General features: G+C 63.2%; 17 protein-coding genes. All 17 read right to left on the reverse strand.

The genetic code is table 11. The features are described from left to right. Positions 1–87 precede the first annotated feature (87 nt). Positions 88–789 (reverse strand): tRNA (guanine(46)-N(7))-methyltransferase TrmB, encoded by a 702-nt coding sequence (gene trmB, locus EN939_RS03445; RefSeq protein WP_127266943.1) that lies wholly within the window; start codon positions 787–789, stop codon positions 88–90. 23 nt (positions 790–812) lie between these two features. Beyond that, positions 813–2,078 carry a methionine adenosyltransferase gene (gene metK, locus EN939_RS03450; protein ID WP_127266944.1) on the reverse strand — a complete coding sequence of 422 codons (1,266 nt, stop codon included), beginning with the start codon at positions 2,076–2,078 and terminating at the stop codon, positions 813–815. 169 nt (positions 2,079–2,247) lie between these two features. Next, positions 2,248–2,667: a helix-turn-helix domain-containing protein gene (locus EN939_RS03455; RefSeq protein WP_013527901.1), complete on the reverse strand. Its 420-nt coding sequence runs from the start codon at positions 2,665–2,667 to the stop codon at positions 2,248–2,250. Between the two features lie 140 nt (positions 2,668–2,807). Next, positions 2,808–4,400 carry an apolipoprotein N-acyltransferase gene (gene lnt, locus EN939_RS03460; protein WP_127266945.1) on the reverse strand — a complete coding sequence of 531 codons (1,593 nt, stop codon included), beginning with the start codon at positions 4,398–4,400 and terminating at the stop codon, positions 2,808–2,810. Positions 4,401–4,502: 102 nt separating this feature from the next. Continuing rightward, complete coding sequence (locus EN939_RS03465) at positions 4,503–4,931, reverse strand: VOC family protein (RefSeq protein WP_245456875.1); 429 nt, start codon at positions 4,929–4,931, stop codon at positions 4,503–4,505. Between the two features lie 80 nt (positions 4,932–5,011). After that, entirely contained in the window at positions 5,012–6,151 is a 1,140-nt protein-coding gene (locus EN939_RS03470; protein ID WP_127266946.1) for a hemolysin family protein, read from the reverse strand. A gap of 28 nt (positions 6,152–6,179) precedes the next feature. Continuing rightward, positions 6,180–6,680, reverse strand: a complete 501-nt coding sequence (gene ybeY / locus EN939_RS03475) for an rRNA maturation RNase YbeY (RefSeq protein ID WP_127266947.1) — start codon at positions 6,678–6,680, stop codon at positions 6,180–6,182. 18 nt (positions 6,681–6,698) lie between these two features. Beyond that, on the reverse strand, positions 6,699–7,691 hold the full coding sequence (locus EN939_RS03480; RefSeq protein ID WP_023758127.1) for a PhoH family protein: 993 nt from the start codon (positions 7,689–7,691) through the stop codon (positions 6,699–6,701). Between the two features lie 83 nt (positions 7,692–7,774). Then, positions 7,775–9,184, reverse strand: coding sequence for a tRNA (N6-isopentenyl adenosine(37)-C2)-methylthiotransferase MiaB (miaB, locus tag EN939_RS03485; protein WP_127266948.1), 1,410 nt, complete (start codon positions 9,182–9,184; stop codon positions 7,775–7,777). Between the two features lie 74 nt (positions 9,185–9,258). Then, positions 9,259–10,059: a lysophospholipid acyltransferase family protein gene (locus tag EN939_RS03490; RefSeq protein ID WP_127266949.1), complete on the reverse strand. Its 801-nt coding sequence runs from the start codon at positions 10,057–10,059 to the stop codon at positions 9,259–9,261. A 21-nt stretch (positions 10,060–10,080) separates the two neighbouring features. Then, on the reverse strand, positions 10,081–10,575 hold the full coding sequence (rimI, locus tag EN939_RS03495; protein ID WP_127266950.1) for a ribosomal protein S18-alanine N-acetyltransferase: 495 nt from the start codon (positions 10,573–10,575) through the stop codon (positions 10,081–10,083). Next, positions 10,576–11,253, reverse strand: coding sequence for a tRNA (adenosine(37)-N6)-threonylcarbamoyltransferase complex dimerization subunit type 1 TsaB (tsaB, locus tag EN939_RS03500; protein ID WP_127266951.1), 678 nt, complete (start codon positions 11,251–11,253; stop codon positions 10,576–10,578). It lies immediately after the preceding gene. A 95-nt stretch (positions 11,254–11,348) separates the two neighbouring features. Next, complete coding sequence (locus tag EN939_RS03505) at positions 11,349–12,455, reverse strand: DUF1513 domain-containing protein (protein ID WP_127266952.1); 1,107 nt, start codon at positions 12,453–12,455, stop codon at positions 11,349–11,351. A gap of 65 nt (positions 12,456–12,520) precedes the next feature. Beyond that, positions 12,521–13,600 (reverse strand): imelysin family protein, encoded by a 1,080-nt coding sequence (locus tag EN939_RS03510; protein ID WP_127266953.1) that lies wholly within the window; start codon positions 13,598–13,600, stop codon positions 12,521–12,523. Continuing rightward, positions 13,600–15,201 carry a di-heme oxidoreductase family protein gene (locus tag EN939_RS03515; RefSeq protein WP_127266954.1) on the reverse strand — a complete coding sequence of 534 codons (1,602 nt, stop codon included), beginning with the start codon at positions 15,199–15,201 and terminating at the stop codon, positions 13,600–13,602. The genes EN939_RS03510 and EN939_RS03515 overlap by 1 nt, the downstream gene beginning before the upstream one ends. Before the next feature lie 12 nt (positions 15,202–15,213). After that, positions 15,214–15,699: a bacterioferritin gene (bfr, locus tag EN939_RS03520; RefSeq protein WP_013527914.1), complete on the reverse strand. Its 486-nt coding sequence runs from the start codon at positions 15,697–15,699 to the stop codon at positions 15,214–15,216. Then, on the reverse strand, positions 15,665–15,976 hold the full coding sequence (locus EN939_RS03525) for a (2Fe-2S)-binding protein (RefSeq protein WP_023811421.1): 312 nt from the start codon (positions 15,974–15,976) through the stop codon (positions 15,665–15,667). Before EN939_RS03525 ends, bfr begins: the two co-directional genes overlap by 35 nt. Positions 15,977–16,049 lie beyond the last annotated feature (73 nt).

Genomic DNA, 16,049 nt, shown 5'->3' on the forward strand with positions numbered 1-16,049 from the left:
CGCATCGGCCGCCGCTTCTAGCTTTGACGCAATTCCGGACGGAAAACCGTTTCACACTTTTCCTGGAATTTCTCTATGACCGCGAGCTTATTTCCGAATGAAGGTCAGATAGGCCGGCCGCCGGCCCTCACGAATGGCCTTGGCCTCGTAACGGGTGCCCGGCCAACCTTCATAGGAAAGGTGCCAGTCCGCCGCCTCGCAAGCCTGCCATGCGAACGCGCCATGCGCGCGGCAATGCAGCAGGGTCCAGTTGACATAGGTGTCGATGTCGGACGCGAAGCGGAATTTTGAACCAGGCTTCAGCACATGCGCGAACCGCTCGAGATTGACCGGGCTGACGAAGCGCCGCTTCCAGTGTTTCTTCTTCGGCCAAGGGTCGGGATAGAGCAGATCGATGCCGTCGAGCGAGGCTTGCGGCAGCCAGTCGAGCAGCCTTGTGGCGTCGTCGTCATAGACCCGCAGATTGGCGAGTGGTTTCTCGCGCACCGCCATCATCATCTTGGCCATGCCGTTGACGAAGGGCTCGACGCCGATAAAGCCGATCGAAGGCGCCTCGATCGCACGATGCAGGAGATGCTCGCCACCGCCGAAGCCAATCTCAAGGCGAACCGCGCTGACATCCGTCTCAAACAGACTGCTGAGATCGGTCGGCGGTTCAGCCGTCAGATCGAGCCGATATGTGCCAAAGCCGCTTTCCAATGCGGCCGCCTGCTGCGGACGCATGGTTTTGCCGCGCCGGCGACCGAAAAAGGCTTCGGTCGCGCGGCTTGGTCTGCCCTTCGGATCCATGGTGGGACTTTGCGGCGCCGCTGTCAGGCGGCGACCGCGTCCTTGAGCGCCTTGGCGAGATCGGTCTTTTCCCAGGAGAAAGACCCATCACGGCCGGCCTTGCGGCCGAAATGGCCGTAGGACGACGTCTTGGCGTAGATCGGTTTGTTGAGATCGAGGTGACGGCGGATACCCGACGGCGACAGATCCATCACCGTGCGCAGCGCGTCCTCGAGCTTTGCCTCGTCGACCTTGCCGGTACCGTGCAAGTCGACATAGACCGACAGCGGCTGAGCAACGCCGATGGCGTAGGAAAGCTGGATGGTGCAGCGGTCGGCGAGTTTCGCCGCCACGACGTTCTTGGCCAGGTAGCGCGCCGCATAGGCCGCCGAACGATCCACCTTGGTGGTGTCCTTGCCGGAGAAGGCACCGCCGCCATGGGGTGCGGCACCGCCATAGGTGTCGACGATGATCTTGCGGCCGGTCAGCCCGGCGTCGCCGTCCGGCCCGCCGATGACGAACTTGCCGGTCGGATTGATGTACCACATGCAGTTGTCGGCGATCTTCAGCTCGCCCAGCGCCTCCCGGATATAGGGTTCGACGACCTTGCGGACCTTCTTCGAATCCCAGCTCGCATCGAGATGCTGCGTGGACAGCACGATCTGCGTCGCCTCGGCGGCCTTGCCGTCGACATAGCGAACGGTGACCTGGCTCTTGGCATCCGGTCCGAGCCTGCCGGCTTCACCGCTGCCCTCGTGGCGGGCGGCCGCCAGCAATTCGAGTATCTTGTGGCTGTAGTAGATCGGCGCCGGCATCAGATCCGGCGTCTCGCGGCAGGCGTAGCCGAACATGATGCCCTGGTCGCCGGCACCCTCTTCGCCCTGACGGTCGGAGGCATTGTCGACGCCCTGGCCGATGTCAGGCGACTGGCCGTGCAGCAGAACCTCGATCTTCGCGGTTTTCCAGTGAAAGCCGGCCTGCTCGTAGCCGATTTCGCGGATCGCCTTGCGGGCGACCGACTTGAACTTGGCCGGATTGACGACCGAATGCCCAGCGGCATCCTTGAGAATATTGCCCGCCTTGTCCCTCTTGAGCAGCGTGTCGGGAACACGCACTTCGCCGGCGATGACGACACGGTTGGTGGTGGCCAGCGTCTCGCAGGCGACACGGACTTTCCACGGGTCCATGCCGGTCTTCTTGGCTTCGCGATACACCAGATCGACGATCTCGTCGGAAATCCGGTCACAGACTTTGTCGGGATGGCCCTCGGCAACGGATTCCGAGGTAAAGAAGTAGTTCTGCCGCGTCACGGGTGTCCCCTCTTGAAAAACGATCGGCAGGCTGCCGATTTTGGCGCGCCACGTGTTAGCGGGGCGAAGCGCCGCTCGTCAAGCGGTGCTTCGGCTCTGGCATGAATGTCGATGCAGTTATCTTGTGCCACCGGCGGCAAGACGCCGCCGGTGCTGGCGTGATTGAGGATCAGTCGGGATCGTCGGCGGAGAGGGACTTGACCAGGTCTATAATCCTGCGGCGCACCTTGGCATCAGCGATCTTGACAAAGGCCCGGTTGAGCTGAAGGCCTTCAGGGCTGCCGCAGAATTCGACAGCGAAAGCCATCGACGCGTCCTCGGCAAATCCACGGCCCGCCACGGGCTCCTGGCCGGGCGCATCCTCGAAAAAGAAGGCGACCGGCACGCCGAGTATGGACGCTATCGCCTGCAATCGGCTGGCGCCGACGCGGTTGGTGCCTTTTTCATATTTCTGAATCTGTTGAAATGTGATGCCGAGGTTTTCTCCCAGCTTTTCCTGGCTCATTCCCAGCATGTTGCGGCGAAGCCGGATGCGACTGCCAACATGGATGTCGATCGGATTCGGTTTCTTCTTGTTGTCTTCTGTCATTTTTTCCTCGCCGAATTTTTTCGGCTTTCTCTATTTTTTCTTGCCCAAACAAAGCCGGAGGCAACTGCCCCAACAGAACGATCCACCGGCTTCGAGAAATTTTCAGGCACTTACAGTATGAGTTTCTAATGTGTTGGCTGTCAATTCACCCGTAGCCTTTGCCTTACGTTCAACAGCGCTGCCCCAACGGCAAACAGCAACATGATCAGCATTCCGTTAATGCGCCGTTGGCCGGGAGATATGAGCGCCTGTCCGGAAATCGGTATGTGGGCATCGATGGCGCCGCGTGCGTCGATCGCAAGCGCATCGACGATGCGCCCGCGCGGATCGACGACGGCCGAGATGCCGTTGTTGGCAGCACGTACCAATGGCAATCCATTTTCCACCGCGCGGATCTGGGCCTGCCTGAAATGCTGATACGGACCCGGCGTGTCGCCGAACCACGCATCGTTGGTAACGTTCACAATAAGCTGCGCTGACGCAGCGTCAACTGCCACAAGATCGGGAAAGATCACCTCATAACAGATAAATGGCAGCGCACGGATGCCATCGGGCAGCGTGATGGCGTGCCGCTCATTGCCGGCCGCGAAACTCATCGGCCCGGCAACCAGTTGCTCGATGCCGAAACGCTGGAGCAGATCGGCGAAAGGCAGGTATTCGCCGAACGGCACCAGGTGAACCTTGTCGACTGCGTCGGAGATTTCACCCTTGTCGTCGATCGCCACCACGGAGTTGTAGTAACGGCTGTCGGCATTCGCGGCCGAACCGCCTTCCTCGCGAACGACGCCGGCAATCAGCATCTGGCCGGATCCGAGCATGTCTCCCAGCGCCGTCAATGCGTCCGGACGCTCGGTGAAGAGGAAAGGCACCGAGGTTTCGGGCCACAGGATCAGCTGCGGCTTTTGATGGCCTGGGTCCGGCGCCTTGGCCGAGAGCCCCATCAGGACCGCGAAGATGCGGTCGCGCACCGAGGCATCCCATTTTTCCGACAGGTCCACGGCCGGCTGAACGATGCGGACATCCAGGCTGCGTGAAGCTGGCGGTTCGGGAGCGCCAAGCCTGACATAGCCGAAGCCGACATGGGCGGCGGCGAGCATGACAAACAGTGCCGCGCCGAGGCGCAGGTGCCGACGTGCCGCCAGCAGTGCCGGCAGTGCGAAGACGAACACGGCGAGCGCGTTCATGCCGATCATGCCCGTCACCGAGACGCTCTGCATCAGCAGCGGCACGGGCATGGCCGCGTAGCCGACGGCATTCCAGGGAAAACCGGTGAACAGGAAATCGCGCAGCCATTCCGCCAACCCGAAGCCGAAGGCAAGGGCGGCGATGCGGCCAATGTCGTTGCTCCACAGCAGCCGGGCTACGATTGCAGCAAAGCCGTAGAAAAAGGCGAGCATGAAAGGAATGCCGACCACCGCGAAGGGGAGCGCCCAGGCAAAACTGTCGGCCTCGACCAGCAGCGCCGAGCCGATCCACCAGAGGCCGGCGAGGAAATAGCCGAAACCGAACCACCAACCGACGGCAAAAGCCGGCCGCAGACGCCGGAACAGGCTGCCGGAAGCTTCGCCGGTGGCGCCGTCGAGCAGCCAGACCAGCAGCGGAAACGAGACGAAACAGGCGGCGAAGAAATCGTAAGGCGCCTGCCCAAGCACGGCAAAAGCGCCCGCGAGAAACGCCACGAGCGCACGCCGCCAACCCCAAAGCAGAATTATCCGGCCGGTGAGGCGCTCCATGCATACTTCCGAGTCGCGAATCAGGACACAAGATTTAACAGGCTGCGCTCCGCGCTCCAAACGGGCGGATGGCTGGCTGAGATGCACAGCTCCGGCCCTGCCCTACCGGTGCCAACCCTCGATTTGAACGCCGCCCAGCCGCTCGGCCTCCTCGCGCGGAACCGAACGGATGGTCTGCGTGAAGGTCCAGACATGGCCCTCGGGGTCGCGGGCACGATACTGGCGCTCGCCGTAGAACTGATCCGCCGGCTCCTGGATTATCTCAGCGTCGGTCGCCCGCGCCTGCTCGCAATGCGCATCCAGGCCGCCCTTCAGCCTGACATAGATCGACTGCGTGTTCCTGCCCGAGACCGAAGCCGGGCTGGCAACATAATCGCTCCATTCGGAATCGACGATGATGTAGCTGTCGCCGAATCGCATCTCTGCATGGACGAGTTTTCTCTCGGCATCGCTGACTACCATGCTGCGCTCGAAGCCAAATGCTGCTTCAAGCCAGTCCAGCTGCTGCTTCAAGCCAGTCCAGCGCGGCACGAGGGTCCTTGTAGAAGACACCGGACCCCAGACTTGGATGCTTGAACGGGTCGTCGACAGTCATCGGGCGAGCGTGAGGCTCACGCCTGTTCGGTGCGCGCGGTGGCGCGCCGGCGGCGCTCACCCTTCTGGCTCTGCACGATGCGCACGCGCTTGACGCGGCGCGGATCAGCATCGAGGACGTGGAATTCGAAGCCGGGTATGGCCTGCACCACCTCGCCGCGGGCCGGAACACGGCCAAGCGTGTTGAAAATCATGCCGCCGATCGTGTCGACATATTCGCCATGTTCACCGGCGGCGAAATCCCCGCCGATCATCTTGGCCACGTCGTCGATCTCGGCCTTGCCGTCGACGATGAACACGCCGTCGCCGCTCTGGGTGATCATCGGCTCGTCGTCGTCATGCTCGTCCTCGATGTCGCCGACCACCATCTCGACGATGTCTTCCAGCGAGGCGAGGCCGTCGGTGCCGCCATATTCGTCGATGACCAGCGCCATCTGGGTGCGCGTCGTCTGCATGCGGCCCATCAGGTCGGAGGCAAGCATCGACGGCGGCACGAACAGCACCGGGCGGATCAGATTGAGGTCGCCAATGGTGCGTGCGAGGTCGACCTGGGCAAGATCGAGAACCGTGGCAGCGGGGGTTTTCCTGGTCGTGCGGCCCTTCTTGACGCGCGCGATCTTGGTGATGTGGGCCAGCACGTCACGGATATGGACCATGCCGCGCGGATCATCGAGCGTCTCGGAATAGACCGGCATGCGGGAATGGCCGGATTGTTCGAAAGTGCCCAGGAGATCGCCGAGCGTCGTCGTGATTTCGACCCCCTGAATGTCGGCGCGCGGTACCATGACGTCCTCGACGCGCACTTCGCGCAGCCGCAGGATGTTGTTGAGCATGGCGCGTTCGCCGGGCGAGAAGGCGCCGGCATCGCTCGTCGTCTCGGCAAGCGCGCCGGCAATTTCCTCACGCAGGCTGGTTCCGTTGCGTTGCCGAAACAAGCCCAGAACGCGGTCGAACAGGGAGGGACCGGCAGGCAACGTCTCGCTGGCAGCGCTGCCAGCAGCAGAGGTACTGCTAGCGCCAGAGGTACTGTTAGCACCAGAGGTACTGTTAGCACCAGAGGTAACGGTACTCGGACTTGATCCCTCTTCCGACGTATCGGAAGCCTTGGTCGCACTGCCGGCGTCGGGGCGGGCGGCAGTTTCTGGTTTGTCGTTCATCGTCGTCCGGTCAATTGATCAGATGTAGTTACGCGTAGGGGTCGGGAATGGCAAGCCTTGCAAGCGCCGTGCGTTCGACGGCTTCCATCGCCTCGGCTTCAGTGTCGGTCTCGTGATCGTAACCCAGCAAATGCAGCAGGCCGTGGATGACGAGATGGGTGATATGGTTCTCGACAGGCTTGTCTTCCAGTGCCGCTTCACGCGCGACCGTCTCGGCGGCGAGCACGATGTCGCCCAGCATCGGCGGCAACGGTCCGCCTTGCACAAACGGAAAAGCCGGGAAAGACAAGACATTGGTCGGCTTGTCCTTGCCGCGCCAGCCGGCGTTGAGAACCCGGACATGGGCGTCGTCGGTAAAAACGAGGCTGAGTTCGGAACGGCCCGCCACGCCGGTTTCGGCAAAAGCCGCCTTGACGGCGCGATCGACCAGCCGCGTCAGGCTTGCCTCGTCGGGCCAGTTGCCCGCCTCAACCGATATGTCGATGTCGACGGGAACATTCCCGTCGCCGGATGTTATGTCCTCAGGCATGAAGCCGCATCGTCAACATCAATTCTCGGCGCCGAGGCCGCGCGCCAGCTTGGCGTCCCGGTCGTAGGCCCTGACGATTTCCGCCACCAGCGGATGGCGGACCACATCGCCGTCGTTGAAGCGCACGGTGACCGCGCCCGCCACGCCGTCCAGCACCCGCAAGGCTTCGACCAGTCCCGATTTGGTGTTCGAGGGAAGGTCGATCTGGGTCGGATCGCCGGTGACGATCATGCGCGAATTTTCGCCCAGACGCGTCAGGAACATCTTCATCTGCATCGGCGTGGTGTTCTGCGCCTCGTCGAGGATGACGGCGGCATGCGCCAGCGTGCGGCCGCGCATGAAGGCGAGCGGCGCGATCTCGATCACTTCGGCGGCAATGGCGCGCTCGACTTTGTCGGCGGGCATCATGTCGTAGAGCGCGTCATAGAGCGGCCGCAGATAGGGATCGACCTTCTCCTTCATGTCGCCGGGCAGGAAGCCCAGCCGTTCGCCGGCCTCGACCGCAGGCCGAGAGAGAATGATGCGCTCGACCATGCCGCGCTCGAGCAGCATCGCCGCATGGGCCACCGCCAGATAGGTCTTGCCGGTGCCGGCCGGGCCGATGCCGAACACCAGTTCCGACCGTTCCAGCGCCCGCATATAGGCGTCCTGGTTGAGTGAACGGGCATAGATCGTCTTCTTGCGGGTGGCGATCTGGGCGGCGGAAACCTTGCCCTTGCGCTCCAGCGTCGGCAGGGTCAGCTGATCGTCGGCGGCGATCGCCATGCGCACGGCGCCGTCGACGTCGGACTGGCCGATATCGACGCCTTTCTGGAGAATGCCGTAGAGGTTGTCCAGGGCGCGGCGCGCCTGCTCGGCGGCCGACGCCGAACCCTTGATGGTCAGCTGGTTGCCGCGTGAGCGGATGTCGACGCCAAGCTTCTGCTCCAGCCTGGCGAGGTTTTCGTCGAACTGACCATAAAGGGCGCTGGCAAGCTTGTTGTTGTCGAAAGTCAGAACGATGTGCGCCATGTCAGAAGCCCCAGATGCCGGTACCGGGGGCAGGTTCTTCAGCTCTGCTGCGCTCAACCGTCTCTCCTCATCTGCCGAGACCCTCAGGCCAATTCGGCGAACAGGCTGTTGTAGCCCGTCTTCGTGATTCGCACCTGGATAATGTCACCGATTTCGCCGGCCTTTTCATCAACAATAACCGGCTGCAGCCAAGGCGAGCGGCCAACCTTCTGGCCGGCCTGACGGCCGGGCTTCTCGATCAGCGTGTCGATGGTGGTTCCGACGAGGCTCAAACCAAAATCCTGCTGCTGCTTCACAAGCAGAGCCTGTAGTCTCTGCAAGCGCTCGTCCTTGACCATTTCCGGCACATGGTCGGCCATTTCGGCGCCCGGCGTGCCCGGACGCGGCGAATATTTGAACGAAAAGGCCGAGGCGTAATTGACCTGGCGCACCAGCTCCATGGTCGCCTCGAAATCCGCCTCGGTCTCGCCGGGAAAGCCGACGATGAAGTCGCCGGAGAGCGCGATGTCAGGCCGCGCGGTACGGATGCGGTCGAGCAGCGCCAGATAATCCCTGGCCGTGTGCCGGCGATTCATCGCCTTGAGGATGCGGTCGGAGCCGGATTGCACCGGCAGATGCAGATAGGGCATCAACGCCGGCAGATCGCGATGGGCCGCTATCAGTTCGTCATCCATGTCGCGCGGGTGGCTGGTGGTGTAGCGCAACCGCGCCAGCCCGGGGATTTCGGCCAGCCTGAACAGCAGGCGGCCAAGGCCCCACTCCTGACCGCTCCCGCCCTGGCCATGCCAGGCATTGACGTTCTGGCCGAGCAGCGTCACTTCGCGCACGCCGGCTTCGGCCAGGCGCTCAGCCTCCGCGACAATCTGCGCCACCGGCCGGGAGACTTCGGAGCCCCTTGTGTAGGGCACAACGCAGAAGGTGCAGAACTTGTCGCAGCCTTCCTGCACGGTGAGGAAGGCGGTGACGCCGCGCTTGATGACCTCGGCGCGCCTGGGCTGCGGCAGGTGCTCGAACTTGTCTTCGATGGCGTAGTCGGTCTCGACGATCTTTTCGCCGCCGCGCACCCGCGCCAGCACGTCCGGGAGCCGGTGATAGGTCTGCGGACCGATGACCAGGTCGACGGCCGACGAACGGCGGATGATCTCGGCGCCTTCAGCCTGCGCCACGCAGCCGGCGACGCCGACCAGCATCTCACGGCCGGCCAGGGCACGCTCGGCTTTCATGGCGCGGATACGGCCGAGCTCGGAATAGACCTTTTCGGCCGCCTTCTCCCTGATATGACAGGTGTTCAGCAGCACCAGGTCGGCCTCGCCAATGGCATCGGTCGCGGAATAGCCGTCGGCAGCCAGCGCATCGGCCATACGCTGTGAATCATAGACATTCATCTGGCAGCCATAGGTCTTGATGAAGACTTTTCTCGCTGCCGCGGGAAGCACCGCCGGCTGTCCAGCCGTAGTGCCGATGTCGTCGCTTTCTATCGTGTTCAAGTCCATAAGGCGGCTTCTAACGCCTTTCCGTGACAAAAAACAGACGATTCTCGGCCCGCGCCAGCAAGAGCGTGCCGGAGCTACCGGCTCGGCCGCGGGTCGGCAAGCGCCGCCTGCATCATCTCACGCACCTGGCTTTCCATCAGTTTCGACGTCTCCTTGCGGTTCGAACCCTTGGAGAAGGCGATTGCCTCGCCGAAATGCACCTCGACGTCGAGCGCGCCCTCAGCGAGCAGAACCTTGAGATGCGGCATCAAATCCTCATCGCCGATCCAGGCGGCAAGCGGGCGATGCCGGCGGCCGAGCGGCACGCCGTGCAGACGCGTATAGGCGATCGCCACCGGCTGGATGAACACCTGTTCCGCCGCGCCTTCGGAAATCGCCATCGAGGCGGCGCCGAACAGCGTGCTCTTGAACGGCAGGACCATATTGCCGTCGCCGGTCGAGCCCTCGGCAAACAGCACCATCGCATCGCCCTTGGCCATGCGGCTGGCAATCTCGCTTGCCTGGTCGCCCGACGAACGCTTGCGCTCGCGCTCGATGAACACGGTGCGCTGCAGCTTCGACAGCATGCCGATCAGCGGCCAGCCTTCCATATCCGCCCTGGCGATGAACTTTACGTCGGCAAAAGAGCCGAGCACCATGATGTCGGTCCAGGAGATGTGATTGGACGCCACCAGCAGCGGGCGCTTGTCGGACAGCGCTCCCTTGACATGGATGCGCATGCCGAGCGCCCTGACGATCAGCCTGTGCCAGACCTTGAGGATGAAGGTTTCCGGCCACCAGCCGGTCTTCATCGACAGTATCTGTAGCGGCACGAGGACCAGCGAACCGGCGACAACGAGGCCCAGCGCCAGGAAAATCCTGATTTTCTTGATCATCGCCCCATCCCGGCCGTCTCGCTAGCGAAGATCGCGGCGCATGACAAGCGCGCCGGTCGGTCCGTGTTCGGCCGATCTGTAGTAATTCGGCCGCTTGCCGACCTCGCGGAAGCCCAGCCGACGATAAAGCGCGATCGCCGCGACATTGGTCTCGTCGACCTCGAGGAACAGCGCTTCGGCGCGCTGCGCGTGCAGTTCGCGCAACACCGCGTCCATCAATTGCCAGCCCAGCCCCTGGCGACGATGCGATCGCGCCACCGCGACGGTCAGGATCTCGCCCTCGCCTGCCGCAAGCCTCGCCAGCACGAAGCCGGCGGGCGGCTTGGAGCCCTGTCCGGTTTCGCGCGCGGCATAGCCGAACACGGTGTCCTGTTCGAGCAGGGCGGCGAATTCGCCATCGGTCCAGGGGCGGACAAAGTCCTCGCGATGCAGCAGCGAGACCGCCGGACTGTCGGCGATCCTCAGCGGCTCGAGCGCGTAGTCCCGGCGGCGTGGTTGGAGAAAAGGTATGCGCATTTATCTTTCTTGCCTTGATAGAATAAAGCCAGCCTGCGGCTTGGCGTCGGCGCCGCGTATATAGAGTGGTTTCGGCCGTTCGCCCGCGCCCTTGGCGGCAGCCAGGCGGGCGTAGGTGACAATGTCGGCGGTGGCTGTCCGAGGGCCGACATCAAATTCGCGCCCGGCCGATGCGCTGATGAGCGCTGCCGCGGTGCCGGCAAGCACCGGAGACGTTTCCTTCGCCATAGCCACCACGTCAGCCAGCGTGGCCGCGGCCGGACCGTAAGTCAAGACTAACCTTTCGTCGTAAAAGGCCGCGTGGATCTCTTCACGGCCGGCATCGAGCGCCGCCAGCACGGCGCGACCGGGAAATGCCGCTGCTGCTTCGACGGCCAGCGCCTCCAGTGTCGTCACCCCTATTGCCGGTATCTTCAGCGCCAGCGCCAGGCCACGCGCGGTCGAGACGCCGACGCGCAGACCGGTGAAAGAACCGGGGCCGACAGAGACGGCGATGGCGCCAAGACCTGCATAGTCGGTTGCGCTTGCCTCCAGCGCTTCGGCGATGACCGCCATCAGTTGCTCGGCATGGCCCTTGCCGAGATCGAGCACCTGACGGCCAAGCTCCTGCTTCGCCGTCGCGTCATAGACGCAAGCGGCGCAGAGATTGGCGGCACAGTCGATGGCAAGCAATTTCATGAGGCAACCGGTTCGAAAAACAATTCCCTGTGCCCGCCACGGCCCGCCACCGCAAGGGGATAGTGCATAATTCGTTAAGCGGCTTCGCTTGTAGCCTATGCGGCCTGTTCGATACGCAGCATGTGGTTGTCCCAGACATAGTCCGGTTCGGAGCGTGTCGCACCGCTGCCCTCGACGATCTCGCCGGCGCCGGTGGTGGCCATGAAGCCGGTTCCATCGGGCGCCACGCCGCAGACCTCGACCAATGCGCTGTTCGCAACGACCCGGCCGCTGGCCGCATCGATCACGACGAGCGAGTTGCCTTCCGGCGAGGAAACGGCGACGGTTCCGGCAGCCCAATTGGCGGCTACCGAGCCTATGTAGTTGCGGAAGCCGGACAAAACGTCCTGCGGCATGTCCAGCAACTGCAGCTCCTTGCCGCGCGCGGCGCGACCGACCAGCAACGGTCGATCGGTGCCCGGCCCCCTGTACTGGCAGCCGAACCAGACGCTTCCGGACCGATCGGTGTCCATGTGGCGGATCGACAGCTGATGCAGTGCGGCCGGCAATTCGTGCTTCTCGATAAGATCGCCGGTGACGCGGTCTATCAGCACATAGGACGGCTTCATGGTTGCAATGTTGAGCTCGGCGCGGCCGTAATCCGGATGGGTCTCGATGCCGCCATTGGCAACCGCGATCGTCCTGCCATCGCCCAGGAGCAGAAGCTCGTGCGGACCCATGCCATAGGTCGGGAATTCGCCGACACGGCTGAATTTGGCCCGCGCATCGTAGACGCCGACGACGCCGGCGGCGTTGTCGAAGTCGTTTTCGGTGGCATAGAGCAGCGCACCGTCGGCCGAGAACACGCCATGGCCGAAGAAATGCCGGCCGGCGATGCTGGCGATGGTCAGCGGCGCGTCACGGCCCGAGTGATCGAAAACCACGGCGAAGGTGCCGGGCTGACGCGCGAAGACCACCGAGCGTTTCGATATGGGATCGAAGGTGACATCGTGGCCGCGATCGGGCAGGTCGATCGCATGCAGGACCTTGCCGGCCTCGGACAGGACGGCAGCGCCAAAGCTGCCGTCGCGTTTGACGAAAGCCGTGGCGAAGACGGCGTCGGCCACAAGCGTGGTTGCCCAGGCCGAGGGCGTCATCGTCGCCATGAAGCCAACGCCTGCAGCTCTCAGGAAATCGCGGCGATCTATCAGAGGGGTTTTCAAGGATCAATCTCTCTTCTTGAGCATGATCTTTTCCGAAAACCGGCTTCCACTTTTCGGGATCATGCTCAGTCCCCATCCAGCGAGGAGAAGCCTGCGGTCAGTCCGAATTCGGCGGTCAACCTGGTGCCAATCAAGGCCGAGAGGCTGGAGGTGATCAGCGCGAAATGATCGAGCTTGTCACGCAGCGCCGGATCGGCAAGCGCCTTGTCGATTGGACCGCTGACCGCCTTGGCGGTGGCGACACCGTTGACCAGCTGGATGTGGATCGATTCGGCCATCCAGCGCGCATCGGTCTGCAGGGCATCGCCCAGCTTCGAGGCCTGGAACAGCGTATCGATGCCGGAGAGATTGCCGGCCAGTGACGCGGTGGTGTTTTGCGAGCGCCAGTAGATTGCCTGTTTCGGCTTGTCCGCATCCGGCTTGCCGCCGAAAAACCCTTTCAGGCGCACGTCGCGCACCATTTCGAGCTCATTGATGAAGACGCCGACCAGTTCCGTCACCGCTTCGTTGCCGTCGCGGTAAAGTGGGTTCTGCGGCCCCGGATTGGCCCAAAGCGCTGCAAAGCCGTCCGGCTTGTTCCAGGCGGCGCTGACCTCACCGGCCATGGCTTCGATGTTGCCGGCAACCGCCGCGCCATATGCGCAGCGGTAGGGATCATCCTTGCCGGCAAGTGCATCGGCGCCGTCGCCGTAAAGAACGAATTCGAGCGCGCCCAGCCCCTGCATGGCAACGCTCTTGCCGGCCAGTTGTGCCGGATCGGTCGCGGTCGGATCCTTGTCGGACAGCGCCGCCTGTACCTGTTTCAGGCCGATGCTCTTGCGATCCGGCCAGAACAGCATGCGCTCCAGCCGGTTGTTCTCCTTGATCGGTCCGAAGCCGATGATTTCGGCTGACGACCAGGCATAGACGGTGGCGGAGAATTCGGCGCGTGCGGCATCGAGTTCTCCTTGCGAGGGCGTGACGCACAGCTCGCGCATGGATCCGGTCAAGGCTTCCGCATGCTCGTGCAGGCCGGCATAGGCCGGGCGGACGAAGCCATCGATCGCGCGCTGGATGATATCGGAGGCTTTGACCGCCGCCGACGCAGGGACAACGCCCAGCAGGGCCAGCGGAAGAACGAGAAACAATGCAGAACGCTTGAACATCACAGTGACTCCAGGAATTTGAGCAGCGCGTCACGCTCAGTCGCACTGGCGGCGGCAAAGCGGTCGCGCGCTTTCTGCGCCTCGCCGCCATGCCACAGAATCGCCTCGGTCAGGCTGCGCGCGCGCCCGTCATGCAGGAAGAAGGAATTGCCGTTGACCGTCCCGGTCAGGCCGATGCCCCACAGTGGCGGCGTGCGCCATTCATTGCCCGTTGCATCTCCCACGGCTTGGCCATCGGCCAGATCAGGCCCCATGTCGTGCAGCAGGAAGTCGGAATAAGGCCAGATCAACTGGAAGGCCTGCGCCTTGTTGGGCGTATCGCGGCGCGTGACGAATTTCGGCGTGTGGCAGGCAATGCAGCCGATCTCGTAGAATGTTTTTTTGCCCGCGAGCACGTCGGGCCGGTCGAGGTCGCGGCGCGACGGCACGGCCAGGTTCTGCGAATAGAAGGTGACGAGATCCATCACCGGCGGCGGCGCTTCGACCGGGCCAAGACGCTGCTGCACGCCGTTCGGCATGTCGAGGCATTTTGCCTCCGCAGCAGTGCAATCGCCCCAATGCTTCGGCTCTTCGGGCGTCGAGATGCCGATGTCGCCGGCAAAAGCGTCCGCCGCCTGCTGGCGGATCGACGCGGTCTGTGCCTTCCAGCCGAAACGGCCAAGCGTCAGTTTTCCGTTCAGGCTATCGCGCACGATGTTCGGCCTGCCGGAAATGCCGTCGCGGTCCCTGTCGTCCGGATCGGCGTGGGCGAGAATATCAGCCGGCGCGATCTGTTCGATCAGGCCCAAGCCGATCATCGGCGGGGTCAGGCGCGGCGACAGCGTGGTGCGTGGGTCAAGCGGCCCGTAGCCAAGGCCGTCAACCGAATAGCTCGGCTTGCGCAAGGAGATCACAGTGCGGTCCGTCAGCTCTACCTTACGTTCTTGGTAGTCGATATGCATCCTGCCTTCACCGGGCAGGCCGGGTACGGCGAGCTCCTGCAATTGCCTGCCGTAGACCGGGTCGGGGAAGTTGAGCACCTCGTGGTCGGCAAGCGCCGCCTTCTCTTCCGCGCTGCTGGCGTCACGGGCCAGCCGCAGGAACATCGACGTGGTGCCGACGTCGCCTTGCGGCGGGCGGCCGCGGCCATCCTTCAGATGGCAGTTCTGGCAGGCACGTTCGTTGAACAGCGGGCCGAGCCCGTCCGACGCCTGCGTCGAGGATGGCGACGAGACCCAGTTCTTGCGGAAAAGGGCATTGCCGAGCTTGAAGTCGCCCTCTTCCTCGAAGGTGATGTTGGCCGAGGATTGCGAGAAGGAATCGCGGCTGACGTCCTTCCGGGACGTGCCGGCGCCACCTTGCATCAGTTCGAACTGCTCTGGCCTGGAAAAATCCGCGGTCGGCCTCGTGACGGCGATGACGCGCGCCTGGTCCTTCGCATTGAGGTCGGTGCGCGTGGTGGCGAGCCCGGCAGGCTGAAGATCACCGGCCATCGCCGAGGAGGCAAGCGCCAACACGAGCACGACATAGCGCCGACGCGCCAATCCGGCCGGCGTCTTGCGAAGGAGCGGCGAGCCATTGGCCCGCCGCGAGCGGCGCATGAATTCTAGCAGGCGCCGCATTCCCGCATGCCCTTACTCCGCCTCGTCCGCCGATGCGGCGTTGAGCTGGCCGTATTTTTCCTCGCCGATCGAGGCAAGCAGGTCGAGCTGCGTCTCGAGAAAGTCGATGTGACCCTCCTCGTCGGCGAGCAATTCCTCGAACAGCTTCATCGTCACGTAGTCGCCGGCGTCGTTGCAGATTTCGCGCGAGCGCTTGTAGGCGGTACGTGCGTCATATTCGCCGGCAAGATCGGATTCGAGCACTTCCTTGACGTTCTGCCCGATGCGCAACGGCGCCACGGACTGCAGGTTCGGATGGCCTTCGAGGAAGATGATACGGGCGACGAGCTTGTCGGCATGGTGCATCTCCTCGATCGATTCCGCCCGCTCCTTCTTTGCCAGCTTGGCGTATCCCCAGTCCTCAAGCAGACGGAAATGCACCCAGTACTGATTGACGGCCCCAAGCTCCAGAAAAAGAGCCTCGTTAAGCCGCTCGATGATCTGCGGATCGCCTTTCATGAATTCTGCTCCCGTATTGGACGCGCAGGCCTCTGACGCGATCCAGGTGTGAAACGACATCCACGCCGCTCGCCTCCGAGCGGGCGTGGTAATTTTCGGTGACCCGAATGATCGTTTCCACCACATTTGGGAAGCAGCCGCAACAGCGACCGCGCTTTTGCATGGCATGATAGATCTTCGCCGGCACGATCAGCTGCCAGGGATCCTGGTCCAGCAGCCCGACGATCGTCTGCTCGATCTCCTTCTCGGTGATGATATTGCAATGACAAATCAGCATTGGCTTGCTCGGCTGGCTGACGGCGTCTCCCGCGCCGTGTGGCTTGATTTTCTAGCGGAGGCCGTTCCAGAGC

The organism is Mesorhizobium sp. M7A.F.Ca.CA.002.05.1.1, assembly GCF_003998335.1.
GTDB lineage: Bacteria > Pseudomonadota > Alphaproteobacteria > Rhizobiales > Rhizobiaceae > Mesorhizobium.